The sequence below is a fragment of the Bradyrhizobium sp. SZCCHNS1050 genome (assembly GCF_032484785.1).
GTDB lineage: Bacteria > Pseudomonadota > Alphaproteobacteria > Rhizobiales > Xanthobacteraceae > Bradyrhizobium.
The window spans coordinates 4599514-4624977 of record NZ_JAUETR010000001.1; the positions used below are offsets into that span (position 1 = coordinate 4599514).

The following is a 25464-nucleotide window of genomic DNA, read 5'->3' on the forward strand; positions in this document are numbered from 1 at the left end:
CGCAGCGGGCCGGCAGGGGAGGTTTGCCAGTGTCTTTGCCCACATCCATGTCTCGTCGCAGTTTCGTCGGCACCGCGCTCGCGGGAGCCTCGGCCTTGGCGTTCACGCCCGCCCGGGCGCAGTCGGCGAAGTATCGCCTGCGCTACGGCACGGCGTTTCCCGCCACCCATCCCGGCGTCGTCCGGATCATCGAGGCGTCGGAGGTCATCAAGAAGCAGACCAATGGTCTGGTCGACCTGCAGGTCTATCCGAACAGCCAGCTCGGCAGCGAGCCCGACATGTTCTCGCAGGTGCGCAGCGGCGCGCTCGACTTCATGTCGACGTCAGGTGTGAACCAGACGGTGGTGCCGATCGGCGGGATCAATGCGGTGGCGTTCGCGTTCGAGAGTTACGACCAGGTGTGGTCGGCGATGGACGGCGATCTCGGCAACCATGTGCGCGGCGAGTTCGCCAAGGTCGGCCTGCACGTGCTCCCGAAATGCCTCGACAATGGCTATCGCAACATCACCTCCGGCGCCAAGCCGATCGCCTCGCCCGACGATCTCAAGGGCTTCAAGATCCGCGTGCCCGGCAATCCGTTGTGGGTGACGCTGTTCAAGACGCTCGGCGCGGCTCCTACGCCGATCAATTTCGGCGAGCTCTATGCGGCCCTGCAGACCCGCATCGTCGACGGCCAGGAGAATCCGCTGGCGCTGATCCAGAGCGCCAAGCTCTACGAGGTGCAGAAGTACATCGCGCTATCAGGCCATATCTGGGACGGCCACTACATCTTCGCCAATGCAGCGCGCTGGAATGTCATGCCTGCCGACGTCCGCGACGCCATCACCGCGGCGCTGTCGGAGGCCGCCGTCAAGGAGCGCCAGGACATCCAGAGCTTCAACGAGAAGGCGCAGGCGGACATGCAGTCCGCCGGCGTGACCTTCAACAAGGTCGACACCAAGCCGTTCCGCGACGCGCTGCGCACCGCCGGCTTCTACACCGAGTGGAAGACCAAGTTCGGCGCCGAGGCGTGGGGCCTGCTGGAGAAATCGGTCGGCCAGCTCTGAGCGAGCTGCCGTTGCATCCCTGATGCATGTCCGCATGCGCGGACATCAGCAGGATCTTGCGGGGAGGGTGGAATGGCCGTTGACATGACCGCGACGACCTCGGTGCCGTCGCATGGTGCCTTTGCGCGTTTCGATCATCTGCTAGGCCGCGCCGTCGAGGCGCTGGCCGCCGCGATCGTGGTCGCCGAATTGGTCCTGCTCGGTGCGGCCACGGCCGCGCGCTACGTGTTCAATGCTCCGCTGATCTGGTCCGACGAACTCGCCACCGTGCTGTTCGTGTGGCTGGCGATGCTCGGCGCCGTCGTCGCATTGCGACGCGCCGAGCACATGCGGCTCACCGCCTTCGTCCGCAATCTGTCGCCGGCGTGGCGGGCGCGCACCGACGCGCTCGGCCTGATGCTGGTCTGCACCGTGCTGGTCGCGCTGGTGATGCCGTCCTGGCACCACCTCGAAAGCCACCTGATCAGCCAGATGCCCGTGCTCGAGATCAGCGAAGGCTATCGCGAGGCCGCGATGCTGGTCGGCGTGCTGCTGATGCTGCTCACCGCGGTCGACCGGCTGATCCAGCAGGCGAGCCTCATGCAGATCGTCGGCGCTCTGGCCCTGGTGCTCGCCGGTGCAGGGGCGCTCTATGCGGCCGCACCTGTGCTGGAGGATCTCGGCAACTACAATCTGTTCATCTTCTTCTTTGTGCTCGTCGCCAGCGCCATGGTGATCGGCACGCCGATCGCCTTCACCTTCCTGCTCGCCACCGTGGCCTATCTGCATTTCAGCACGACCGTGCCGGTCCTGATCGTTCCTGGCCGGGTCAGCGAGGGCATGTCGCACATGGTGCTGCTGGCGGTGCCGATGTTCGTGCTGCTGGGTGCGCTGATCGAGATCGCCGGGCTGGCGCGGGCGATGATCCTGTTCCTGGTTTCGCTCATCGGCCATCTGCGCGGCGGCCTGCAATATGTGCTGCTCGGCGCGATGTACCTGGTCTCCGGCATCTCCGGCGCCAAGGCGGCCGACATGGCCGCGGTCGCGCCGGCGCTTTTTCCCGAGATGAAGCAGCGCGGCAGCTCGGAAGGCGACCTGGTGTCGCTGCTGTCGGCCTCGGCCGTTATGTCGGAAACGATCCCGCCCTCGATCGTGCTGATCACGGTCGGATCGGTGACGGGCGTGTCGATCGCGGCGCTGTTCACCGGCGGGCTGCTGCCGGCGGTGGTCGGCCTGATCGCACTCTCCGTCGTCGTCTTCCTGCAGACGCGCAAGGAGGACATGAGCGGCGCGCAGCGTTTCGATGCCAAGACGCGGCTGCGGCTGTTTGCGATCTCTATTCCCGGTCTCGGTCTGCCGATCGTGATCCGTTCGGCTGTGGTCGAGGGCGTCGCCACCGCGACCGAGGTCGCGGCGATCGGCGTCATCTACACCGTGCTGGTCGGCATCTTCGTCTATCGCCAGTTCGACTGGAAGCGGGTGTATCCCATCCTGGTCGATACGGCGTCGCTGTCCGGCGCGATCCTGCTGGTGGTGGGGGCTGCGACCGGCATGGCCTGGGCGCTGACCCAGTCCGGCTTCTCGCAGCAGCTCGTGGACCTCATGGTGGCTGTGCCCGGCGGCCGCTGGGGCTTCCTGCTGATTTCGGCGCTCGCCTTCGTCGTGCTCGGCAGCGTGCTCGAGGGCGTGCCGGCGGTGGTGCTGTTCGGGCCGCTGCTGTTCCCGATCGCGCGCATGATGGGCGTGCACGAGGTGCACTACGCCATCATCGCGGTGTTCGCGATGGGTCTCGGCCTGTTCACGCCGCCTTTCGGCGTCGGCTTCTATCTCGCTTGCGCCATCGGCCGCGCCTCGCCGGACGAGGTCATCCGCCACGTCTGGCCGCATCTCGCCGCACTCGTCGTTGCGCTGCTCTTGATCGTGTTCCTGCCATGGATCTCGATCGGCTTCCTGTGAATCGGGTAGACTGCCGTCATGGATGACGATCTGACACCGCTGACACGACTGGACGGCAAGGCCGGCCGGCGGCTCGCCGACCAGGTCTACGAGCGGCTGCTCGAGGACATCGTCTCCGGCGCGCTGCCGCCGGGCACGCCGATGGCCGAACTCGATCTGTGCGAGCGGCTCGGCGTCAGCCGCACGCCGGTGCGCGAGGCGCTGATCAAGCTCGCCGATGTAGACCTCGTGCGCATCTATCCGCAAAGCGGCAGCGTGGTGGCGCCGGTGTCGCGCGAGGCGTTCGGCGAGGCGCAGTTCATCCGCGAGCATCTCGAATGTGCGCTGGTTGCCGAGGCCGTCCGCTACATCGATGCGACGGCGCTGCGCGAGCTGACCGAGCTGATCGACAAGCAGAAGGCGGCGGCGACGCCGGCGGAGTTCTACGTCCATGACGAGGCGTTCCATCAGACGATCGCCCGCACCAGCCGGCATCCCCATGTCTGGCAGGTGATCCGTCAGACCAAGATCCATTTCGACCGCGTCCGCCATCTGACCTTGATCGAGGACGCCGGCCATATTCCGCTCCTGATCGCGCAGCATCAGGAGATCCTGGACGGGCTGGCCGCCTGCAACGAGGCCCAGGCGGTCGCGGCGATGCGCCGGCATCTGCGCGAGGTGTTTCGCCGCGCTGACGGCATCTTTGCCCGGCAGGAGGAGATGTCGCAGGCCGAACCGCGCACGCGGGCACGGCGGCGGCGCTGATCGCGCGCTTGATTCATTCTGGAAGGTGACGACATGGAACAGACGTGGCGCTGGTTCGGACCCGATGATCCCATCACCTTGCCGCAGGTTCGCCAGACCGGCGCGACCGGCATCGTGACGGCGCTGCATCACATTCCCTACGGCGTGGTGTGGAGCACCGATGAGATCATCAGGCGCATCGGCTTGATCGAAGGCGATTCATCGCTGCGGCTGCGCTGGAGCGTGGTCGAGAGCCTGCCGGTCTCCGAGGCCATCAAGCTGGGCGAGGGCGATCTGACGTCCTTGTTCGACAACTACCGCCAGTCGCTGCGCAACCTCGCCGCCTGCGGCGTCACCACCGTCTGCTACAATTTCATGGCGGTGCTGGACTGGACCCGCACCGAGCTCGCCTTCCGCCTGCCGGGCGGCGCCGCCGCGCTCCGCTTCGACATGGATCGCCTGGCGGCGTTCGACTGCTACATCCTGCAGCGGCCCGGCGCCGAGGCGGAATTCTCCTCCGACGTGCTCGACCGCGCCAGGGCCTGGGTGGCGCAGGCCTCCGAAGCCGACAAGGACCGGCTGCTCGCGACCATCATGGCCGGGTTGCCCGGCGCCTATGACCGCTATGACGTGCCCGGCCTGCGCCGCATGCTGGAGAAATATCGCGGCATCGGCCATGCCGAGCTGCGTGCCAACTACGCGCGCTTCCTGCGCGAGGTGGTGCCGGTGGCGGAGGAGTGCGGTGTCAGCCTGTGCGTCCATCCCGACGATCCGCCGCGCGACCTGTTCGGCCTGCCGCGCGTGGTGTCGTCAGCCGAGGATCTGCAGTTCATCGTCGAGGCCGCCCCGTCGAAGGCCAATGGCATCACGTTCTGCACCGGCGCGCTCGGCGCCGGCGGCCACAACAACGTGCCGCGGCTTGCCGAGCGGTTCGCCCCGCACATCCGCTTCGTCCATCTGCGCAACGTCACCAAGATGCTCGACGGCTCGTTCATGGAGGCCGAGCATCTGCGCGGCGATGTCGACATGGTTGCGATCGTGACGACGCTGCTCAAGGAGCAGGCGCGCCGCAAGGCCGAGGGCGATCCGGACTGGCGGATCCCGTTCCGCCCCGATCACGGTCATGAGCTGGTCGACGACATCGGCCGCGGCACGCATCCCGGCTATCCGCTGGTTGGCCGGCTCAAGGGCCTCGCCGAGATCCGCGGGGTGATGACCGCCGTCGCGGCCATTAACCGTCTCCCGGTTTGATCGGCAGGGCCGGATAACGCGCTTGTCAGCGCGCTGTCCGTCAACGAGGATGCCAGCCGGAACGTCGTCCACGAGTTGAACAGATGTCGACCTCGCTCTTCGATCTCTCCGGCAAGACCGCGCTGGTGACCGGCTCCTCCCGCGGCCTCGGCCGCGCTATTGCCGAAGGCCTTGCCAAGGCCGGGGCGCGGCTGGTCATCAACGGCACCGACCCGGCGCGCACGCTGGCGGCGGCGGAAGAATTCCGCGCCGCGGGCCATCAGGCCGAGGCCTGCCCGTTCGACGTGACCGATGAGCAGGCCGTGGTCAGCGCCTTCGCGCGTTTCGATGACCAGGGGATCGCGATCGACATCCTCGTCAACAATGCCGGCATCCAGCACCGCAAGCCGCTGGTCGAGTTCACCACCGACGAGTGGCGCCGCGTCATCGAGACCAACCTCACCAGCGCGTTCGTGATCGGGCGCGAGGCCGCCAAGCGGATGATTCCGCGCAACAGCGGCAAGATCATCAACATCGGCTCGCTCGGCAGCGAGCTGGCAAGGCCGACGATCGGGCCCTACACCACGGCCAAGGGCGGCATCCGCAACCTGACCCGCGCGATGGCCGTCGAATGGGCCGCGCACGGCATCCAGGCCAATGCGATCGGTCCCGGCTACATGCTGACCGACATGAACCAGGCGCTGATGAGCAACCCCGACTTCAACAACTGGCTGATGTCGCGCGTCCCGGCGAAGCGCTGGGGTCGTCCCGACGAACTGGTCGGCACCGCGATCTTCCTGGCCTCCGACGCGTCGACCTATGTCAACGGCCAGACCATCTATGTCGATGGCGGCATGCTGGCGGCGATGTAGGATCGCGGAAGACACGAGACAGGGAGGCCGGCCATGCGTGCGGTCGTCATTCACGCGCCGAAAGATCTGCGCATCGACAGCTTTCCCGATCCGGCGCCGGGACCCGGCGAGGTCCGGGTCAAGATCGAGGCCGGCGGCATCTGCGGCTCGGATCTGCATTACTACCATCATGGCGGCTTCGGCACGGTCCGCATCAAGCAGCCGATGGCGCTGGGTCATGAGATCGCAGGCCACGTCGCCGCGGTCGGTGCCGGCGTGACCGGCCTCGCCGAGGGCACGCGCGTCGCCGTCAATCCGAGCCTGCCGTGCGGCAGATGCGCCTATTGCCGCGAGGGGCGGCGCAACCAGTGCCTGGACATGCGCTTCATGGGCAGCGCGATGCGCGATCCCCACGTGCAGGGCGGCTTCCGCGAGTTCGTCACCGTGGATGCCTCGCAGGCGGTGCCGATCGCGCCGTCGTTGTCGCTGGGAGAGGCCGCGATGGCCGAGCCGCTGTCGGTCTGCCTGCATGCCGCGCACCAGGCCGGTTCGCTGCTCGGCAAGCGCGTGCTGGTGACCGGCTGCGGTCCGATCGGAGCGCTGTCGATCCTGGTCGCGCGTTACGGCGGCGCAGCCGAGATCGTGGCGACCGACGTCGCCGACGCGCCGCTTGCGATGGCGCGCACGCTCGGCGCCAGCCATGCGTTCAATGTCGGGGCGAAGCCGTCGGCGCTCGATCCGTGGCGGAGCGGGAAGGGCACGTTCGACGTGCTGTTCGAGGCCTCCGGCAACCAGGCCGCCCTGCGGGCGGCGCTCGACGTCATGAGGCCCGGCGGCGTGATCGTCCAGCTTGGGCTCGGCGGCGAGATGACCTTGCCGGTCAACACGCTGGTCACGAAGGAGCTGCAATTGCGCGGCACGTTCCGGTTCGACCGCGAATTCGAGCTGGCGCTGCGGCTGATGGGCGAGGGTCTGCTGGACGTCAAGCCGCTGATCTCGGCTGCGCTGCCATTCGAGCAGGCGGTCGCCGCCTTCGAGCTCGCCAGCGATCGAAGCCGGTCGATGAAGGTTCACTTGACGTTTTGATGGATGGATTGACGCCGATGAAAGTCGCTTGCATCGGAGAGTGCATGGTGGAGTTTGCGCAGGAGGACGGCTCGCTGTTCCGGCGCGGCTTCGGCGGCGACACGCTCAACACGGCGCTCTATCTGGCCCGGCTCGGCGTGCCCACCTCCTACGTCACGGCGCTCGGCGATGATCCCTTGAGCGCCATGATGCTGGCGGCCTGGCAGGCCGAGGGCATCGACACCTCGGAGGTGCTGCAGGTCGAGGGCCGCGTGCCCGGCCTGTACATGATCGAGCGCGATGCCCGGGGCGAGCGCAGCTTCCTCTATTGGCGCGACCGCGCGCCGGCGCGCGAGCTGTTCGATCGCGCCGACCGCGACATGCTCGACAGGCTCTCCCGCTTCGACTGGATCTATCTCTCCGGCATCAGCCTCTCGCTCTATGGCGAGACCGGCAAGGCCAAGCTGCGTGAGCTCTTGACGGTGGCGCGCAAGCGCGGCGCGCGTGTGGTCTTCGACGGCAACTACCGGCCGCGCGGCTGGGCCAGCCGCGAGGTGGCGCAGCGCGCGTTCCGCGCGATCCTGCCGCTGGTCGACGTTGCGCTGCCGACGCTCGAGGATGAGCAGATGCTGTTCGGCGATGCCGACGCCTCCGTCAGCCTGCGCCGCTTCAAGGAAGCCGGGGTCGGCGAGGTCGTCGTCAAGCGCGGCGCACGCGGCTGCCTGATCCATGCCGATGGTGTGCTGGTCGACATCGCGCCGCCTGCGGTGCTCAAGCCGATCGACACCACGGCGGCCGGCGATTCCTTCAATGCGGGTTATCTCGCCGCGCGCATCAAGGGCGCGCCGCCCCGCAAGGCGGCGTTGGCCGGCCACCGGCTTGCCGGCGCCGTGATCATGGCGCCGGGAGCCGTGATCCCGGCCACCGCGATGCCGCGGGACATTCTGACGATGAGCGAGGCATGATGAACAATTTGGACAAGCGCACGAAGCTCGATGCGGTGTTCGCTCTGGCGCCGGTGATTCCGGTGATCACGATCGAGGACGCCGCGCATGCCGTGCCGCTTGCGCGCGCGCTCGTTACCGGCGGTCTCCGCGTCATCGAGATCACCTTGCGGACGCAGGCGGGGCTCGATGCCGCACGCGCGATCATTGATGAGGTGCCGGACGCCGTTGTCGGCATCGGCACGGTGCTGACGCCGGCGGACTACGAGCGCGCCGCCGGGCTCGGTGCAGCCTTCGCGATCAGTCCGGGCCTGTCGATCGGCCTGCTCGATGCCGCGAATGCGGGCGAAATGCCGTTCGCGCCGGGCATTCAGACCGCCTCTGATCTCATCGCCTGCGTGACGCGCGGCTATGAGCTGGTGAAGTTCTTTCCTGCGGTGCCGGCCGGTGGGCTCGCCGCGCTGGATGCGCTGGCCGGGCCGTTCCCCAACGTACGGTTCTGCCCGACGGGCGGCATCAATGCCGGCAACGCTGCGCAATGGCTGGCGCATAAGAAGGTCGTTGCGATTGGCGGCTCCTGGGTCGCCCCCGCGGCCGACATCAAGGCCGGGGCCTGGGCTGCGATCGAGCAGCGCGCCCGCGAGGCGACGAAGCTGCGCTGATCTGGCCTGTCCACAACTTAAAATTTTGTTTGTGTCCGACGTTCATCTTCGGCAGCGTAGGCCTCCGTCGGCGCTTGTCATTCTCAAAAAGTATTACAGTCAAATAATATGACTAGTCATCCCGAGTGTTCCGTGGAATAACGGACGTCACCGGCCGTCGAGGCGGGTGAATAGGTGCGTCGGCACCGCTGTTCGCGGCGGCGCATCAAAAAACAGTACCTTTTTGGGAGAGAACGTCTGATGACCCTGAAAGCCCTCTTTGCGGCCTCGGCAACGGCCGCCTTGTTGCTTGCCACGTCTGCTGGCGCCGCTGAGCTGACCGTCGGCTTCTCGCAGATCGGATCGGAGTCCGGTTGGCGCGCCGCCGAGACCTCGGTCTCGAAATCTGAAGCCGCCAAGCGCAAGATCAACCTGAAGATCGCCGACGCCCAGCAGAAGCAGGAGAACCAGATCAAGGCGATCCGCTCCTTCATCGCCCAGGGCGTGGACGCGATCTTCCTCGCGCCGGTCGTGGCCTCCGGCTGGGACGCGGTGCTGAAGGAAGCCAAGGAAGCCAAGATCCCGGTCGTGCTGCTCGACCGCGACATCGATCCCTCCGGCAAGGACCTCTATCTGACCGCCGTCACCTCCGACAGCGTGCACGAGGGCGAGGTGGCAGGCGAGTGGCTCGCCAAGACGGTCGGCGGCAAGGCCTGCAACGTCGTCGAGCTGCAGGGCACGGTCGGCGCCAGCGTCGCCACCAACCGCAAGAAGGGCTTTGACGCCGTCGTCGCCAAGAACGCCAACCTGAAGGTCGTTCGCAGCCAGACCGGCGACTTCACCCGTGCCAAGGGCAAGGAGGTGATGGAAAGCTTCATCAAGGCCGAGAACGGCGGCAAGTCGATCTGCGCGGTCTATGCCCACAACGACGACATGATGGTCGGCGCCATCCAGGCGATGAAGGAAGCCGGGCTCAAGCCGGGCAAGGACATCCTGACCGTCTCGATCGACGCCGTGCCGGACATCTTCAAGGCGATCGCCGCCGGCGAAGCCAACGCCACCGTCGAGCTGACGCCGAACATGGCGGGCCCGGCGTTCGACGCAATCGTGGCCTTCAAGGAGAAGGGCACCGTTCCGCCGAAGTGGATCCAGACGGAATCGAAGCTCTACACCGCGGCTGACGATCCGCAGAAGGTCTACGACAGCAAGAAGGGGCTCGGCTACTGAGCCGAAGATCTCGCCGTCGTCCTGGCTGTTGCCGGGACGACGGAAATCAATCGTGGCGCCCGCATCGCGTGCGGGCGTCGACTTCCCGGTCTTGCCCAAGTAGTTCGTCATGTCTGATCCTTCCGCTCCGCCGGCGATGCGTCCGTCTCTTCTGGAGATCCGCGGCCTCACCAAGAGCTTCGGTGCGCTCAAGGCGCTGCAGGATGTCGACTTCATGCTGGGTGAGGGCGAGATCCACGCACTGCTCGGCGAGAATGGCGCCGGCAAGTCGACGCTGATCAAGGTCGTCACCGGCGTTTTCGCGCGGGACGCCGGCACCGTGCGGCTGGCCGATCGGGAGATCGCGCCGCGCTCGGCCAAGGACGCGGTCGATGCCGGCATCGCCACCGTCTATCAGGAAGTCAATCTGCTGCCGAACCTCTCGGTGGCGCAAAATCTGTATCTCGGCCGGCAGCCGACGCGGTTCGGCGTCGTGCGCGAGGCCGAGATGCGGCGGCGCGCGCATGCGCTGCTGCTGGATTATGGGCTGGACATCGACGTCGGCGCACCGCTTTCGAGCTACTCGGTCGCTGTCCAGCATATCACGGCGATCGCGCGCGCCGTCGATCTGTCGGCGCGCGTCCTCATTCTCGACGAGCCCACGGCGAGCCTCGACCGCCACGAGGTCGAGATCCTGTTCAAGGTGATGCGAAAGCTCGCGGCTGATGGCATCGGCATCATCTTCGTCAGCCACTTCCTCGATCAGGTCTATGAGATCTGCGACCGCGTCACGGTGCTGCGCAACGGCCGGCTGATCGGCACGCGCGAGATTGCCGATCTGCCGCGGCTCGACCTGATCCGCATGATGCTCGGGCGGGAGCTGGCCGAGACCACCCACGAACGCGCAGCGAGCCAGCCGGACAAGGCGCGCGAGGTCTGCATCAGTTTCAAGGGCTATGGCAAGCAGGGCTACCTTGCGCCGTTCGATCTCGAGCTGCGCCGCGGCGAGGTGGTCGGGCTCGCCGGCCTGCTCGGCTCCGGACGCACCGAAACGGCACGGCTCGTGTTCGGCGCCGAGCGCGCCGACAGCGGTGCGGCCACCGTCAACGGTGAGACCGTCCGGCTGAATTCGCCGCGCGATGCCGCCGGGCTCGGCTTCGGCTATTGTCCGGAAGAGCGCAAGACGGAGGGCATCGTTGCCGACCTCACCGTGCGCGAGAACATCGTGCTGGCGCTACAGGCACGGCGCGGCCTGCACCGGCCACTGTCGCGGCGCGAGCAGGACGAGATCGCGATGCGTTACATCCGCATGCTCGACATCCGGCCGCCGGATCCGGAACGTCCGATCGGGCTGCTGTCGGGCGGCAACCAGCAGAAGGCGCTGCTGGCGCGCTGGCTCGCCACGTCGCCGAAGCTCCTCGTTCTGGACGAGCCGACGCGCGGCATCGACGTCGGGGCCCATGCCGAGATCATCCGGCTGGTGCGCGAGCTGTGCGAGCAGGGGCTGGCGCTGCTTGTGATCTCCTCCGAGCTCGACGAGATCGTGACCTATTCGAACCGCGTCATCGTGCTGCGCGACCGCGCCCATGTCGAGGAGCTGAAGGGCGACGCCGTCGAGGTCTCCAGCATTCTTGCGGCGATCGCTGCGGATACCGAGTCCGTGCGCGAGGCCGCATCATGACGCTTCGCATTCCCCGCCGTGGCCTGGCACAAGCGCTCGCACTGATCTTGATCCTGATCATCGATCGCGCGGTGTCGCCGCAGTTCTTCAATCTCCATCTGCAGGACGGCCGGCTGTTCGGCAGCGTCATCGACGTCCTGAACCGCGGCACGCCGGTGGCGCTGCTGTCGCTGGGCATGGTGCTCGTCATCGCGACCGGAGGCATCGACCTTTCGGTCGGTGCCGTGATGGCGATCGCGGGCGCCACCGCGGCGAGCCTCGCCGATACGCATTCGCTGCCGGTGGTCATCGGCTCCGCGCTCGCTGTCGGTCTGGTGTGCGGGCTCTGGAACGGCATCCTCGTTGCCTTCTTGCGTATCCAGCCGATCGTCGCAACGCTCATCCTGATGGTCGCAGGACGCGGCATCGCGCAGCTCATCACCGAGGGGCGCATCGTCACGTTCACGTCGCCCGATCTGGTCTGGATGGGCAACGGCGCCGTGCTCGGCCTGCCGACGCCGGTCGTGATCGCGATCGGCATGCTGCTGGTGACGGGGGCGGTCGTGCGCGGCACCGCGCTCGGGCTCTTGATCGAGGCGACCGGCGGCAACGCGCGCGCCAGCGAGCTGTCGGGCGTCGGCACCCGCGCCATGATCCTGTCGGTCTATGTCTGGTGCGGACTGTGCGCCGCGCTCGCGGGCGTCATTGCGGCCGCCGACATCATGGGGGCGGATGCCAACAATGCCGGGCTGTGGCTCGAGCTCGATGCGATCCTCGCCGTCGTGATCGGCGGCACCTCGCTGTTTGGCGGCCGCTTCAGCCTGGTGCTGGCGGTGGCCGGCGCGCTGATCATCCAGGCCATGAACACCGGCATTTTGCTGTCGGGCTATCCGCCGGAGCTCAATCTGCTGGTCAAGGCCGTCGTCGTACTTGCCGTGCTGCTGGCGCAATCGCCGCGGCTCGGCGATCTCTCGCGCTTCACCGCGCGCTGGCGGAGGACCAAGCCATGAAGGCCTCGACCTCGGTTGCGATCACGGCGTTCGTGCTGGTCACCGGCTTCGCGTTGTGCGCGCTGCAGTTCCCGAACATCGCCTCGACCCGCGTCGTCGCTAATCTGCTCACCGACAACGCCTTCCTCGGCATCGTCGCGGCCGGCATGACCTTCGTCATCATCTCCGGCGGCATCGATCTGTCGGTCGGCTCGGTGATCGGCTTCACGACGGTGTTCGTGGCTCTGGCGGTCGAGCGCTGGGGCATTCCGCCGTTTGCCGCGTTCGCAATGGTGCTCGTGCTGTGCGCGCTGTTCGGCGCCGCGATGGGGGCGGTCATTCACGTATTTGAGCTGCCGCCCTTCATCGTGACGCTCGCGGGCATGTTCCTGGCGCGCGGCGTCAGCTTCCTGCTGTCGACCGAGTCGATTCCGATCACCGCTCCGATCTACAGTGCCGTCTCCGACTTTGCGATCCGGCTGCCAGGCGGCGGACGGCTCACCGCGATCGCGATGGCGATGCTCGTGATCCTGGTGCTCTGCGCGTTGCTGCTGCATTTGACCCGGTTTGGCGCCAACGTCTACGCGCTCGGCGGCAGCCGTGTGGCGACAGCCCTGATGGGCATTCCGGTCGGGCCGATGACGATCCGCATCTATATGCTGTCGAGCGTGCTTGCGGGCCTCGCCGGCATCGTCTTCTCGTTCTACACCGCGGCCGGCTACTCGCTCTCGGCCGTTGGCGTCGAGCTCGATACAATCGCGGCCGTGGTGATCGGCGGAACCTTGTTGACGGGCGGACAGGGCTCGGTCATCGGCACCTTCCTTGGCGTCCTGATCCAGGGCATGATCCAGACCTACATCAACTTCGACGGCACGCTGTCGAGCTGGTGGACCAAGATCGCCACGGGGGTTCTGTTGTTCGTCTTCATTGCGTTGCAACAAGGTCTGATGGCGCTCGCGCGCCGCTCATCCGTCAAGCCCGCAGGGGCCAAGCCGATGGGGGCGCCGACATGACGACGTCGCACATCGTCTCGATTCCGACCCGGCGCGCGCATTCCAACCATGCCGAGGTCGCTCGCAGCATCGGCATCGACATCATCTCCGGCCGACTGGCCGAGGGGGCGCGGCTGCCGGGTGATGCCGAACTGACCGCGACCTTCGGCGTCTCACGGCCGGTGCTGCGCGAGAGCGTGAAGACCCTCGTTGCAAAAGGTCTGCTGTCGACCAAGGCCCGCGTCGGCACCGTGGTGCGCGGACGCTCGGACTGGAACATGTTCGATCCCGACGTGCTCGCCTGGCACCTCGACGCGGGCATCGACAAGCGCTTCCTCGCCGACCTCGCCGAGATCCGGTTGGCGATCGAGCCGCGCGCCGCGGCGCTCGCGGCGGAACGCCGTACGGATGACGACGTCGCGGCGATGCGCAAGGCGATGGCGCAGATGGAGCGCGAGCCATCGACATCGGTCGCTTTCGCCGAGGCTGACCTTGCGCTGCACATCGCGGTCGCCAACGCCTCGGGCAATCCCTTCATGCGCTCGATCGGCGCTGTCATCGAGGCCGCGTTGCGCGCCTCGTTCGTCCTGAGCGCCCCGATCGAGACCGCCGATCGCGACACCGTGCTGGTCTGGCACCAGCGCATCATCGACGCGATCGCGGATGGAGACGCCGACGGCGCCTCCGAGGCCATGATCGAAGTCATCTACAACGGCCGGCGGCGCCATGCCCAGTCGGCTGCACGAACGGACCGGGAATGAGCAACGACAACGAGAAGAAGACGCTGCGGAGCCAGGCGTGGTTCGGCCGCCAGGACAAGATGGGCTTCTATTATCGCTCGTTCCTGAAGAACAGCGGCACGCCGCAGGATCGCTTCGAGGGCCGACCGGTCATCGGCATCTGCAACACCTGGTCGGAGCTGACACCCTGCAACGCGCATTTCCGCGTCATCGCCGAGCATGTCCGCCAGGGCGTGCTCGATGCCGGCGGCTATCCGCTGGAGTTTCCGGTCTCCTCGCTCGGCGAGGTGACGATGCGCCCCACCGCGATGCTGTTCCGTAACCTCGCTTCGATGGATGTCGAGGAGGCGATCCGCGCCCACCCGCTCGACGGCGTCGTGCTGCTGATGGGCTGTGACAAGACCACGCCGGCGCTCTTGATGGGCGCCGCCTCGGCCAACCTGCCTGCGATCGGTGTTTCAGGCGGGCCACAACTGCGCGGCGTCTATCGTGGCCAGATCATCGGCTCCGGTACCAACATCATCTCGATGAGCGAGCAGCTGCGCGCCGGCGAGATCACGCTGAAGGAATTCCACGAGGCCGAGGCCGGCATGAACCGCTCCGCCGGCAGCTGCATGACCATGGGCACGGCCTCGACGATGGCCTCGATGGTCGAGGCGCTCGGCATCGGCTTGCCGGAAAATGCGGCGATTCCGGCTGCGGATGCGCGGCGCAACCTGCTGGCCCGCATGGCCGGACGGCGCATCGTCCAGATGGTCGGCGAGGATCTCAAGCCGTCGGATATCCTGACGCGCCAGGCGTTCGAGAACGCGATCCGCACGCTGGCCGCGATCGGCGGCTCGACCAATGCCGTCGTGCATCTGCTCGCGATCGCCGGCCGTGTCGGCGTCGAGCTGACGCTCGATGATTTCGATCGGCTCTGCCGCGACGTGCATTGCCTGGTCGACCTGATGCCGTCGGGCCGCTTCCTGATGGAGGACTTCTATTACGCCGGCGGCCTGCCGGCGGTGCTGCGTGCGCTCGGCGAGCGCGGCCTGCTGCACAAGGACGCGCGCACCGTCAACGGCAAGACGTTGTGGGACAATGTCGCCGAGGCTCCGAACTGGAACGCCGAGGTCATCACACCGTTCGAGACCCCGTTCAAGACGGAAGCCGGCATCGCCATTCTCACCGGCAATCTCGCCCCCAACGGCGCTGTCATCAAGCCGTCGGCGGCCTCGCCGGAACTGATGAACCATACGGGACGCGCGGTCGTGTTCGAGAGCGTCGAGGAGATGCATGACGCGGTCGACGACGACAATCTCGACATCGATGCGTCCTGCATCATGGTGCTGAAGAACTGCGGGCCGAAGGGCTATCCGGGCATGGCCGAGGTCGGTAACATGCCGCTGCCTGCGAAAGTGCTGCGTCAGGGCGTGCGCGACATGATCCGCATCTCCGATGCGCGCATGTCCGGCACGGCCTACGGCACGGTGGTGCTGCATGTCGCGCCGGAGGCTACCGTCGGCGGACCGCTGGCGCTGGTGAAGAACGGCGACATGATCACGCTCGACGTCGCCGCGCGCCGGCTGCATCTGCATGTCAGCGACGAGGAACTGGCCGCACGCCGCGCCGCCTGGACGCCGCCGAAGCCGCATGCGGCCCGCGGCTATCAGAAGCTCTACATCGATCACGTGCTGCAGGCCGATCGCGGCGTCGATTTCGATTTCCTCGTCGGCCGCACCGGCTCGCCCGTGCCGCGCGACAATCACTGAGAGGTACCCATGACCGCTTCCGCCAGAAAGCTCTACAAGGGAGTCTTCCCGGTGGCGCCGACCGTGTTCGACGCCGACGGTCGTCTCGACCTCGAAGGCCAGAAGCGCGCGATCGACTTCATGATCGATGCGGGCTCGCACGGCATATGCATCCTCGCCAATTTTTCCGAGCAGTTCGTGCTGACCGATGACGAGCGCGATCTGGTGATGACCACGGTGCTGGAGCATGTTGCCGGCCGCGTGCCGATCATCGTCACCACGACGCATTTCTCGACCTTTGTCTGCGCCGAGCGTTCGCGCCGGGCGCAGGAGAAGGGCGCTGCCATGGTCATGGTGATGCCGCCCTATCACGGCGCGACCTTCCGCGTGCCGGACACCTCCATCTATGAATTCTATCGCGGCGTCTCCGACGCGATCTCGATCCCGATCATGGTGCAGGACGCGCCGGTCGCCGGCACGCCGCTATCGGTGCCGTTCTTGGCGCGCATGGCCAAGGAGATCGAGAATCTCGCTTATTTCAAGATCGAAGTGCCGCGTGCGGCCGACAAGTTGCGCGCGCTGATCGAGGCAGGCGGCGCGGCGATCGAAGGTCCGTGGGACGGCGAGGAGGCAATCACCCTGATGGCCGATCTCGACGCGGGCGCCACCGGCGCGATGACCGGCGGCGGCTATCCCGATGGCATTCGCAAGATCATCGATCCGTATTTCGCGGGCGACCGCGAGGCCGCGGCTGCGGCCTATGAGCGTTGGCTGCCGCTGATCAACTACGAGAACCGACAGTGCGGGCTTGCCACCTGCAAGATCCTGATGAAGGCGGGCGGCGTGATCCGCCACGACACGCTGCGAGCGCCGCAGCCGCCAATTCATCCGGCGACCCAGAAGGGACTGATCGAGATCGCGCGCCGGCTCGACCCAGTCGTGCTGCGTTGGGGACGCTAGAGATGAGCGAGCTTCGTGTCGCCATCGTCGGCTTCGGCAAGATCGCCAGGGATCAGCACGTGCCGGCGATCGCCGCCACCGAGGGCGTGACCCTGACGGCGGTGGCGAGCCGCAACGCCTCTCTGCCAGGCCTGCCGCATTTCGGCACCATCGAGGAGCTGCTGCGCGACGGGCCGGAGATCGACGCCGTCTCGCTATGCACGCCGCCGCAGGTGCGCCGCGCGCAGGCGCAGGCTGCGCTCGAGGCCGGCAAGCATGTGATGCTGGAAAAGCCGCCGGGTGCGGCGGTCAGCGAGCTCGATCCATTGATCGCGCTCGCGGCTGCCAAGCAGCGCACGCTGTTCGCGACCTGGCATTCGCGCTATGCGCCGGCCGTCGAGCCGGCGCGCGCGTGGCTGTCGTCGCGTCAGATCCGCAGCGTGCGGATCGACTGGAAGGAGGACGTGCGCGTCTGGCATCCGGGGCAGGGCTGGATCTGGGAGCCGGGCGGGCTCGGCGTGTTCGATCCGGGGATCAACGCGCTGTCGATCCTGACCCGCATCCTGCCCGAGCCGGTGTTCCTGACCGAGGCCGAACTGTCGTTTCCGTCCAACCGCCAGGCGCCGATCGCGGCCAACCTGTCACTGTCGACAGCCAGCGACCTGCCGATCGCGGCCGAGTTCGACTTCCGCCAGACCGGGCCGCAGAGCTGGGACATCCGGATCGAGACCGACGCTGGGCAGTTGAAGCTGTCGCTCGGCGGCGCGCGGATGACCGCGGACGATCAGCCGATGGTCGACGAGAAGGAACGCGAATATCCCGGCCTCTATCGTCGCTTCGTCGAACTGACGAAGACCGGCGCTGGTGACGTCGATCTCGCGCCGCTGCGGCTGGTGGCCGATGCGTTCCTGCTCGGCCGCCGGCAATTCGTCGAGCCGTTCGAGGACTAGAGCGATGGCAGAAGCGCGGATCACCAGGGATGTGTTTGGCAGCCTGCCGGACGGCCGCGAGGTCGAGCGCGTCACCTTGCGTGGGGCTCACGGCTTCGAGGCGCGCATCATCACCTACGGCGCGGCGCTGCAGACGCTGCTGGTGCCGGATGCGCAGGGGCTTGTCGATGACGTGGTGCTCGGTCATGACGACTTGCTGAGCTACGTCAAGCTCCGAAAGTTCTTCGGTGCGACGGTCGGGCGTTACGCCAACCGCATCGCCAAGGCGCGCTTTTCGCTCGACGGTCAGGATCTGCGCCTCGACGCCAACAATGGTGCACATGCATTGCACGGCGGCCCCGACGGCTTCGACCGCAAGCTCTGGCAGATCGTCGCGACCGAAGACGGCGCCCAGCCCTCGGTCACGATGCTCTATGTCAGTCCCGACGGCGAGGCCAATTATCCGGGGCGGCTCGACGTTCGTGTCACCTATCAGTTGACCGGGCCGATGGAGTTGGCTGTCAGCTTCAGCGCCCGGACCACCCGGACGACGGTGGTCAACCTGACCAACCACAGCTTCTTCAATCTCGATGGCCTGGCCGCCGGCAGCGACATCCTTGATCATCGTCTGACCGTCGAAGCCGACCATTATCTCGCGATCGACGAGACCGCGATCCCGCTGGAAGGGCCGCCGCACGCCGTCGCCGGCACGCCGTTCGATTTCCGCGAGCCGCATGCGGTCGGTGCCCGCATCCGCGCTGACGACCCGCAGATCAAATGCGGTCGCGGCTACGATCATAATTTCTGCGTTCGACAGCAGGCGGGGGTGCGCTTGGCCGCCCGGCTGGCGTCCCCGCGCTCGGGGCGCGTCATGGAGTTGCTGACCGATCAGCCCGGCCTGCAGGTCTATTCCGGCAACTATCTTGACGGGACCGTGACCGGCAAGGGGCGTGTCTATCGTCAATCCGACGCGCTCTGCCTGGAGCCGCAGGTCTGGCCGGACAGTCCGAACCGTCCGGATTTTCCCAGCGCGCGTCTTGCGCCCGATGACGTCTACAAGCACGAGACGGTGTATCGCTTCTCGACCGCGGGAGCGTCCGCATGATGGAGCAGGTGCCGACCACGATCCTTTGCGACGAGCGCTGCCATCTCGGCGAGGGGCCGACCTACGATCCCCACACCGACACCGCCTGGTGGTTCGACATTCGTGAAGGCCTGCTGTTCGAGGCCAAGATCGGCAGCGGCGAACTCCGCCGCCATGGCCTCGGCAGGATGGCGAGCGCGCTCGGCCGTATCGATGCCAACAGGCAGTTGATTGTGGCCGAGGACGGGCTCTACATCCGCAGCATCGCCGACGGTGCGCTATCCCTGTATCTGCCGCTCGAAGCCGACAATCGGGCGACGCGGTCGAACGACTCCCGGGTTCATCCCTCCGGGACGTTCTGGATCGGCACCATGGGCCGCAACGCCGAGTGCGGCCTGGGCTCGATCTACGCGCTGCATCGCGGCGAGATCATCCGCCTGTTCCCCAACGTCACCATTCCCAACGCGATCTGCTTCTCGCCGGATGGCGCGATCGGCTATTTCGCCGACACCGACGAGAACGTCCTCTATCGTGTCGCGCTCGACCCGGAGACGGGCCTGCCGCGCGGTGAGCCGGAGGTGCTGCTGTGCCATGCAGGCGTCGGTGGGCTGGATGGCGCGGTCGTCGATGCCGAGGGGCGCATCTGGAACGCACGCTGGGGCGGCGGTTGCGTCGATGTCTACAGCCCGCAGGGCGAGCATCTCCGCAGCATCGCGGTTCCGGCCAGCCAGGCGAGCTGCCCGGCCTTCGTCGGTCCCGGTCTGTCGCGCCTGCTGGTCACGTCGGCCTGGCAGGACATGGACGCGGCGGCCAAGGCGGCCGACCCTGGCCATGGCCAGACTTTCCTTCTCGAGGTCGGCGCTCACGGTCGCGCCGAGCCTGACGTCAAGCTGTCGATCTGAGAGGAGGAACAATCGAGTCGAGCGTCGTTCAGCCTAACAGCCATCTGGTATCAAGATACGCAATCGCGTATTCCTAGTTCAAATCTGAAAATCTTAGAGGGAGTGAAGCATGCTGAATTTCAAGACCATCATGGCCGCCGCGCTGGCCGGCCTCGGCGTCGTGGCCCTGTCCGGCGCTGCAATGGCCCAGAGCAAGCCGACGATCGGCATCGCGATGCCGACCAAGTCGTCGGCGCGCTGGATCGACGACGGCAACAACATGGTCAAGGTGCTGAAGGAGCGCGGCTACAACACCGACCTGCAATATGCCGAGGACGACATCCCGAACCAGCTCTCGCAGGTCGAGAACATGGTCACCAAGGGCGCCAAGGTGCTGGTCATCGCGGCGATCGACGGCACCACGCTGTCCGACGCGCTGAAGCAGGCCAAGGAGAAGGGCGTCACCGTGATCGCCTATGACCGCCTGATCCGCGACACGCCGAATGTCGACTACTACGCGACCTTCGACAATTTCCAGGTCGGCGTGCTGCAGGCGCAGTCGATCGTCGACAAGCTCGGCCTGAAGGACGGCAAGGGCCCGTTCAACATCGAGCTGTTCGGCGGCTCTCCGGACGACAACAACGCCTACTTCTTCTACAACGGCGCGATGTCGGTGCTGCAGCCCTATCTCGACTCCGGCAAGCTCGTGGTGGCGTCCGGTCAGAAGGGCATGGACAAGGTCGCGACCCTGCGCTGGGACGGCGCCACCGCCCAGGCCCGCATGGACAACCTGCTCAGCGCCTATTACGGCAACAAGCGTGTCGACGCGGTGCTGTCGCCCTATGACGGCCTCTCGATCGGCATCATCTCCTCCTTGAAGGGCGTCGGCTATGGCAGCGGCAACCAGCCGATGCCGGTCATCTCCGGCCAGGACGCCGAAGTGCCGTCCGTCAAGGCGATCCTGCGCGGCGATCAGTACTCGACCATCTTCAAGGACACCCGCGACCTCGCCAAGGTGACCGCCGACATGGTCGATGCTGCGCTGAGCGGCAAGCAGGTGCAGGTCAACGACACCAAGACCTACAACAACGGCGTCAAGGTCGTCCCGGCCTATCTGCTCAAGCCGGTCGTCGTCGACAAGAGCAACTGGGAGAAGGTTCTGATCGGCAGCGGCTATTACAAGAAGTCGCAGGTCGAGTGATCTCAACCGGCCGGCGAGCGCGGCCATGCGCTCGCCGGCTACTCTCGTTTAGGGCGGCTCAAGTGTTGCGGGAAACAGGGCGATGACGGCAATCCTCGAGATGCGCGGCGTCAGCAAGAGCTTCGTGGGCGTGCAGGCGCTCCGCGACGTCAGCTTCACGGTCGAGGCGGGCGAGATCCACGCCCTGGTCGGCGAGAATGGCGCCGGCAAGTCGACCTTGATGAAGGTGCTGAGCGGCGTTTATCCCTATGGCCGCTATGAGGGCCAGATCATCTTCGAGGGCGAGGAGCGGCGCTTCCGCGACATCAACGATTCCGAGGCGCTCGGCATCATCATCATCCACCAGGAGCTCGCGCTGATCCCGCTGATGTCGATCGCCGAGAACATCTTCCTGTCGCATGCGCCGCAGCGCTTCGGCGTCATCGATCGCGACGAGGTCTACCGGCGCACCCAGCAACTGCTGGCCCAGGTCGGCCTGAAGGAATCGCCGGATACGCTGATCACCGATCTCGGCGTCGGCAAGCAGCAATTGGTCGAGATCGCCAAGGCGCTGTCCAAGCGCGTCAAGCTCTTGATCCTCGACGAGCCGACCGCGAGCCTGAACGAGGCCGACAGCCAGGCGCTGCTCGACCGCCTCGTCACCTTCCGCGAGCAGGGCATCTCCTCGATCCTGATCACGCACAAGCTGAACGAGGTCGCCCGCGTCGCCGATCGCATCACGGTGCTGCGCGACGGCCGCAGCGTCGACAGCATCGACTGTCGCGCCGAGCCGGTCCTGGAGGACCGCATCATCAAGAGCATGGTCAATCGCGACATGGCGCACCGCTTCCCCGAGCGGCAGCCCAAGATCGGCGAGCCCGTGTTCACGGTCGAGAACTGGTCGGTCTACCACCCGCAGCATTCCGACCGCCAAGTGATCAAGAACGTCAACTTCCAGGTGCGCCGCGGCGAGATCGTCGGCATCGCCGGCCTGATGGGCGCGGGGCGCACCGAATTCGCCATGAGCCTGTTCGGCCGCTCCTGGGGCGTCAACATCACGGGCCGCGCCCGCCTCGAAGGCCATGACGTCAATCTCAACAGCGTACCGGCGGCCATCGATGCTGGCCTCGCCTATGTCACCGAGGACCGCAAGCAGCTCGGCCTGATCCTGGCCGACGACGTGCGCAAGAACATCACCCTGGCGAGCCTATCCCAGGTCGCGCCGAACGGCGTGATCGACGACATCGCCGAGCTCAAGGCGGCGTCCGGCTACCGCGGCCGGATGCGCATCCGCTGCTCCGACGTCTATCAGGAGGCCGGCCAGCTCTCCGGCGGCAACCAGCAGAAGGTCGTGCTGTCGAAATGGCTGATGACCGATCCCAAGGTCTTGATCCTTGACGAGCCGACGCGGGGCATCGACGTTGGCGCAAAGTATGAGATTTACTGTATCATCCAGGAGCTCGCGGATGCCGGCCGGGGTGTTGTCGTGATCTCGTCGGAGATGCCGGAGCTGCTCGGAATCTGCGACCGCATCTGCGTGATGAATGACGGCGCCTTCGTCGGCGAGTTCGCCGGGCCGGAGGCGACGCAGGAAAAGATCATGCGCGCCATCATGCGTAACGAAACCATCAAGAACCAGGAGACGGCCGCGTAAGCGGTCGGGAGGACGCCAGCAATGACCGACAAGACGGTTTCGCTCCCGGAGGAGAAGTCGCATAGCGGCTTCCTGAAGAACAATCTGCGCAGCTACGGCATGCTGCTGTCGCTGTTCGTGATCATGCTGTTCTTCCAGTTCATGACCGACGGCACCCTGCTGCAGCCGCTCAACCTCACCAACCTGGTGCTGCAGAACAGCTATATCGTCATCATGGCGCTGGGCATGCTGCTGGTGATCGTGACCGGGCACATCGATTTGTCGGTCGGCTCGGTCGCGGGCTTCGTCGGCGCGGTCGCCGCCGTGCTGATGGTGCGCTATCACGTCGACTTCCCGCTCGCGATCATCGCCTGCCTGATCGTCGGCGCCGCGATCGGCGCCGCGCAGGGCTATTGGGTGGCCTATTTCGGCATTCCCTCCTTCATCGTCACCTTGGCCGGCATGCTCGTGTTCAAGGGTCTGGCGCTGGCGCTGCTGCAGGGGCAGTCGGTCGGGCCGTTCCCGGGCACGTTCCAGAAGCTGTCGTCCGGCTTCATCCCTGAGTTCATGCCGAGCGCGGCGCACCTTTATCCCACGTCGCTCGCGATCGGCGCGGTGCTGACGCTCATTCTGGTCTATGCCAGCGTCAAGGGCCGCGCGCGCGAAGTGGAGCACGGCATCGAGGTCGAGCCGTTCGGCTTCTTCGCCGCCAAGAACGTCGTGCTGGCCGGCGCATTGATGTATTTTACCTACCTGATCGCCTCGCATCGCGGCCTGCCCAACGTGCTGGTCATCATGACTGCGCTGATCGCGCTGTACGGCTTCATGACGCGCCGCACGGTGATCGGCCGGCAGATCTATGCGGTCGGCGGCAACGCCAAGGCGGCCAAGCTGTCGGGTATCAAGACCGAGCGGCTGGTGTTCATGACCTTCGTCAACATGGGCGTGCTGGCCGCGCTGGCCGGCCTGATCTTCGCCGCCCGGCTCAACACCGCGACGCCGAAGGCCGGCCTCGGCTTCGAGCTCGACGTCATCGCGGCGTGCTTCATCGGCGGCGCCTCGGCCTATGGCGGCGTCGGACGGGTCGGCGGCGCTGTCATCGGCGCCATGATCATGGGCGTGATGAACAACGGCATGTCCATCCTCGGCATCGGCATCGACTATCAGCAGGTCATCAAGGGCCTGGTGCTGCTCGGTGCCGTCTGCATCGACGTCTACAACCAGCGCCGCTGAGCGCTATACGCCGCACATTCTCTGACAGGGCGTCTTAGCCGGGGCTCTTCGGCATCCACCATCGTCATTCCGGCACGCGCCCCGGAATGACGAGGTCGAGTCCGTCGCCGACCTATACCACGTGGAAATTCGACACGCTGTCGTTGGCGAGCTGGGCGACGAGCTGCAGCTCCCAGTCGATATAGGCCTGCATCGCTTCCGCGGCGTTGTCGGTGCCCTCATAGGGACGCTTGTAGACGTCGTCGGCAGGCGAGATCCATGAGGACCGATCGCTCTCCAGCACATGGCCGGCAGCCGTCCAGGCGCGCGTACCGCCGGTGAGCGCGCGGAGCTCACGCGTCGTTGCGGCACGTGCATCCGCAAGCGCAAAGGCCGCCTCGGCGCCGTCGTCACTTGTCAGCACGATCGGACCATCGCCTGGCAGCTTGACGAGATCCGATGAAAAGCGCGACGCCAGCACGAAATGTGCGCCCGGAATGTGTCCGGCCTTGTAGCTCGGACTGCGCGTGAGATCGACGATGGTCCACGCCGCCGCATCGGCCGCGAGTTGCTCGGCGCTGATTGCCGCGTCGCCAAGCTGCGGCAGCGGCGGTCGGCGTGCGGCGCGGATTTCGGTTTCGGTCGTTCCAACGACATCCGGTCCCACGACCGCCACGTCCCAGCCCATCTGCTTCAGCCATGACGCCGTCATGCGCGCGCGCACGCCGTCATCGTCGAACAGCACCAGGCGGGCGCCGCGCACGCCGACCCACTCGTCGGTCGCCTGCACCAGCTGGCCGCCCGGCGCCGACGCGAAGCCAGCCGGATGGCCGGCGGCGTAGTCCTCGGGCGTGCGAACGTCGAGGCAATACAGCGTGCGCGTCCCAGCCTCGGCCTGATAGCGCGCGAAGGTCGCGGCATCGAGCACGCCGACGCCGACGCGCTCGGCCCAGGCCTTGGCATCCGCCAGCGCGGTCGCGTAGCTCGCCTCTGGCCGCTCCAGCATGCGCGCGGTCCTGCCGCGTTCGACCTGATGGCCGGCAAGGGTCCAGCCGATGGTGCCGTTGCGCAACGCATAGATCTTGTTCGGCAGCCCGGCATTGATCAACGACTGCGTGCCGATGATCGAACGCGTGCGTCCGGCGCAGTTGACGATGATCGTGGTGTCGGGCGACGGCGCGAGCTCGCGCGCCCGAAACGCCAGCTCGCCGCCGGGGACGCTGACCCCGCGCGGGATGCTCATGGTGCGATATTCCTCGAAGCGGCGGGCGTCGAGCACGACCAGATTCGACTCGCGCTCGATCAGCGCCTTGGCTTCGTCGGCCGACAGAGACGGCGTGTGCCGGATGGCCTCGACCAATTCGCCGAACGCCTTGCTCGGCACGTTGACGTCCCGGAACACCTCGCCATGGCGCGCATAGCCCGACAGCCCGCCAGCGAGCATCGCGACGTCGGTGTAGCCCAGTGCATGAATGCGCGGCACCGCGCGGGCGGCATAGCCTTCGCCGTCATCATAAACGACGACGGGTACATTCAGACGCGGCACGAGATCGAGGATGCGCAGCTCGATCTGCGACAGTGGCAGCGACACCGCGAAGAACGGGTGCGACAGCGAGTAGGGGCCCTCCTCGCGGACATCGAGCAGCGCCACCTCCTCGCCGGCACGCCAGCGCCGCCGCAGCTCGGTCGGGGTCGTCTGGCGCGGCTGATCGGATGCATTTCGGGGCAGGTGAGAGGGCGTCGGCGATGTCATTCGGGAGTCCGCAGGTGAGGTCCGCCGCGGTCCCCGGCATCGTTCATGCGTCCGTGGAGCAGACCTGCGGCATGGACCCACAATCACGGCGCGCAGCC

22 protein-coding genes are annotated in these 25464 nt (G+C 66.6%); 21 read left to right on the forward strand and 1 reads right to left on the reverse strand.

Going from position 1 to position 25464, the window contains the following annotated elements; translation table 11 throughout:
* Positions 1-29: 29 nt before the first annotated feature.
* The 21 genes from QX094_RS20765 to mmsB all read left to right on the forward strand — a co-directional run bounded on the left by QX094_RS20765 (position 30) and on the right by mmsB (position 23634).
* Entirely contained in the window at positions 30-1046 is a 1017-nt protein-coding gene (locus QX094_RS20765) for a TRAP transporter substrate-binding protein (protein ID WP_315750324.1), read from the forward strand.
* A 72-nt stretch (positions 1047-1118) separates the two neighbouring features.
* Positions 1119-2981: a TRAP transporter large permease subunit gene (locus QX094_RS20770; protein ID WP_315718187.1), complete on the forward strand. Its 1863-nt coding sequence runs from the start codon at positions 1119-1121 to the stop codon at positions 2979-2981.
* Between the two features lie 18 nt (positions 2982-2999).
* Positions 3000-3725, forward strand: coding sequence for a GntR family transcriptional regulator (locus tag QX094_RS20775; protein ID WP_315718189.1), 726 nt, complete (start codon positions 3000-3002; stop codon positions 3723-3725).
* A gap of 33 nt (positions 3726-3758) precedes the next feature.
* Positions 3759-4955 (forward strand): mannonate dehydratase, encoded by a 1197-nt coding sequence (gene uxuA / locus QX094_RS20780; protein WP_316183796.1) that lies wholly within the window; start codon positions 3759-3761, stop codon positions 4953-4955.
* Positions 4956-5038: 83 nt separating this feature from the next.
* A complete protein-coding gene (locus tag QX094_RS20785) occupies positions 5039-5806 on the forward strand; it encodes an SDR family oxidoreductase (RefSeq protein WP_316167667.1) in 768 nt (255 codons plus the stop codon).
* Positions 5807-5839: 33 nt separating this feature from the next.
* Positions 5840-6871, forward strand: a complete 1032-nt coding sequence (locus QX094_RS20790; protein ID WP_315750328.1) for an L-idonate 5-dehydrogenase — start codon at positions 5840-5842, stop codon at positions 6869-6871.
* Positions 6872-6918: 47 nt separating this feature from the next.
* Positions 6919-7815, forward strand: coding sequence for a sugar kinase (locus QX094_RS20795; RefSeq protein ID WP_409977992.1), 897 nt, complete (start codon positions 6919-6921; stop codon positions 7813-7815).
* Positions 7812-8456 carry a bifunctional 4-hydroxy-2-oxoglutarate aldolase/2-dehydro-3-deoxy-phosphogluconate aldolase gene (eda, locus tag QX094_RS20800; RefSeq protein ID WP_315718195.1) on the forward strand — a complete coding sequence of 215 codons (645 nt, stop codon included), beginning with the start codon at positions 7812-7814 and terminating at the stop codon, positions 8454-8456. Before QX094_RS20795 ends, eda begins: the two co-directional genes overlap by 4 nt.
* Before the next feature lie 240 nt (positions 8457-8696).
* Positions 8697-9662, forward strand: a complete 966-nt coding sequence (ytfQ, locus tag QX094_RS20805) for a galactofuranose ABC transporter, galactofuranose-binding protein YtfQ (RefSeq protein WP_316175847.1) — start codon at positions 8697-8699, stop codon at positions 9660-9662.
* Between the two features lie 109 nt (positions 9663-9771).
* Positions 9772-11322 carry a sugar ABC transporter ATP-binding protein gene (locus QX094_RS20810; protein WP_316175846.1) on the forward strand — a complete coding sequence of 517 codons (1551 nt, stop codon included), beginning with the start codon at positions 9772-9774 and terminating at the stop codon, positions 11320-11322.
* Complete coding sequence (locus QX094_RS20815) at positions 11319-12311, forward strand: ABC transporter permease (RefSeq protein ID WP_315718199.1); 993 nt, start codon at positions 11319-11321, stop codon at positions 12309-12311. The genes QX094_RS20810 and QX094_RS20815 overlap by 4 nt, the downstream gene beginning before the upstream one ends.
* A complete protein-coding gene (gene yjfF / locus QX094_RS20820; protein WP_316175845.1) occupies positions 12308-13303 on the forward strand; it encodes a galactofuranose ABC transporter, permease protein YjfF in 996 nt (331 codons plus the stop codon). Before QX094_RS20815 ends, yjfF begins: the two co-directional genes overlap by 4 nt.
* Positions 13300-14043 carry a FadR/GntR family transcriptional regulator gene (locus QX094_RS20825; RefSeq protein WP_315718201.1) on the forward strand — a complete coding sequence of 248 codons (744 nt, stop codon included), beginning with the start codon at positions 13300-13302 and terminating at the stop codon, positions 14041-14043. Before yjfF ends, QX094_RS20825 begins: the two co-directional genes overlap by 4 nt.
* Positions 14040-15776: an IlvD/Edd family dehydratase gene (locus QX094_RS20830; protein ID WP_315718202.1), complete on the forward strand. Its 1737-nt coding sequence runs from the start codon at positions 14040-14042 to the stop codon at positions 15774-15776. Before QX094_RS20825 ends, QX094_RS20830 begins: the two co-directional genes overlap by 4 nt.
* Before the next feature lie 9 nt (positions 15777-15785).
* Complete coding sequence (locus QX094_RS20835) at positions 15786-16715, forward strand: dihydrodipicolinate synthase family protein (RefSeq protein WP_315827041.1); 930 nt, start codon at positions 15786-15788, stop codon at positions 16713-16715.
* 2 nt (positions 16716-16717) lie between these two features.
* On the forward strand, positions 16718-17644 hold the full coding sequence (locus tag QX094_RS20840) for a Gfo/Idh/MocA family oxidoreductase (RefSeq protein ID WP_315827040.1): 927 nt from the start codon (positions 16718-16720) through the stop codon (positions 17642-17644).
* Positions 17645-17648: 4 nt separating this feature from the next.
* Entirely contained in the window at positions 17649-18728 is a 1080-nt protein-coding gene (locus QX094_RS20845; RefSeq protein ID WP_315827039.1) for an aldose epimerase family protein, read from the forward strand.
* On the forward strand, positions 18728-19609 hold the full coding sequence (locus QX094_RS20850) for an SMP-30/gluconolactonase/LRE family protein (protein WP_315827137.1): 882 nt from the start codon (positions 18728-18730) through the stop codon (positions 19607-19609). The genes QX094_RS20845 and QX094_RS20850 overlap by 1 nt, the downstream gene beginning before the upstream one ends.
* A gap of 109 nt (positions 19610-19718) precedes the next feature.
* Complete coding sequence (gene chvE / locus QX094_RS20855) at positions 19719-20789, forward strand: multiple monosaccharide ABC transporter substrate-binding protein (RefSeq protein ID WP_315827038.1); 1071 nt, start codon at positions 19719-19721, stop codon at positions 20787-20789.
* 82 nt (positions 20790-20871) lie between these two features.
* Entirely contained in the window at positions 20872-22422 is a 1551-nt protein-coding gene (gene mmsA / locus QX094_RS20860) for a multiple monosaccharide ABC transporter ATP-binding protein (RefSeq protein WP_315750337.1), read from the forward strand.
* A gap of 21 nt (positions 22423-22443) precedes the next feature.
* Positions 22444-23634, forward strand: coding sequence for a multiple monosaccharide ABC transporter permease (gene mmsB, locus QX094_RS20865; RefSeq protein WP_315750338.1), 1191 nt, complete (start codon positions 22444-22446; stop codon positions 23632-23634).
* Positions 23635-23746: 112 nt separating this feature from the next.
* On the opposite strand, the gene QX094_RS20870 is transcribed toward mmsB, so the two are convergent.
* Positions 23747-25366 (reverse strand): rhodanese-like domain-containing protein, encoded by a 1620-nt coding sequence (locus QX094_RS20870; RefSeq protein WP_315827037.1) that lies wholly within the window; start codon positions 25364-25366, stop codon positions 23747-23749.
* Between the last annotated feature and the right edge of the window lie 98 nt (positions 25367-25464).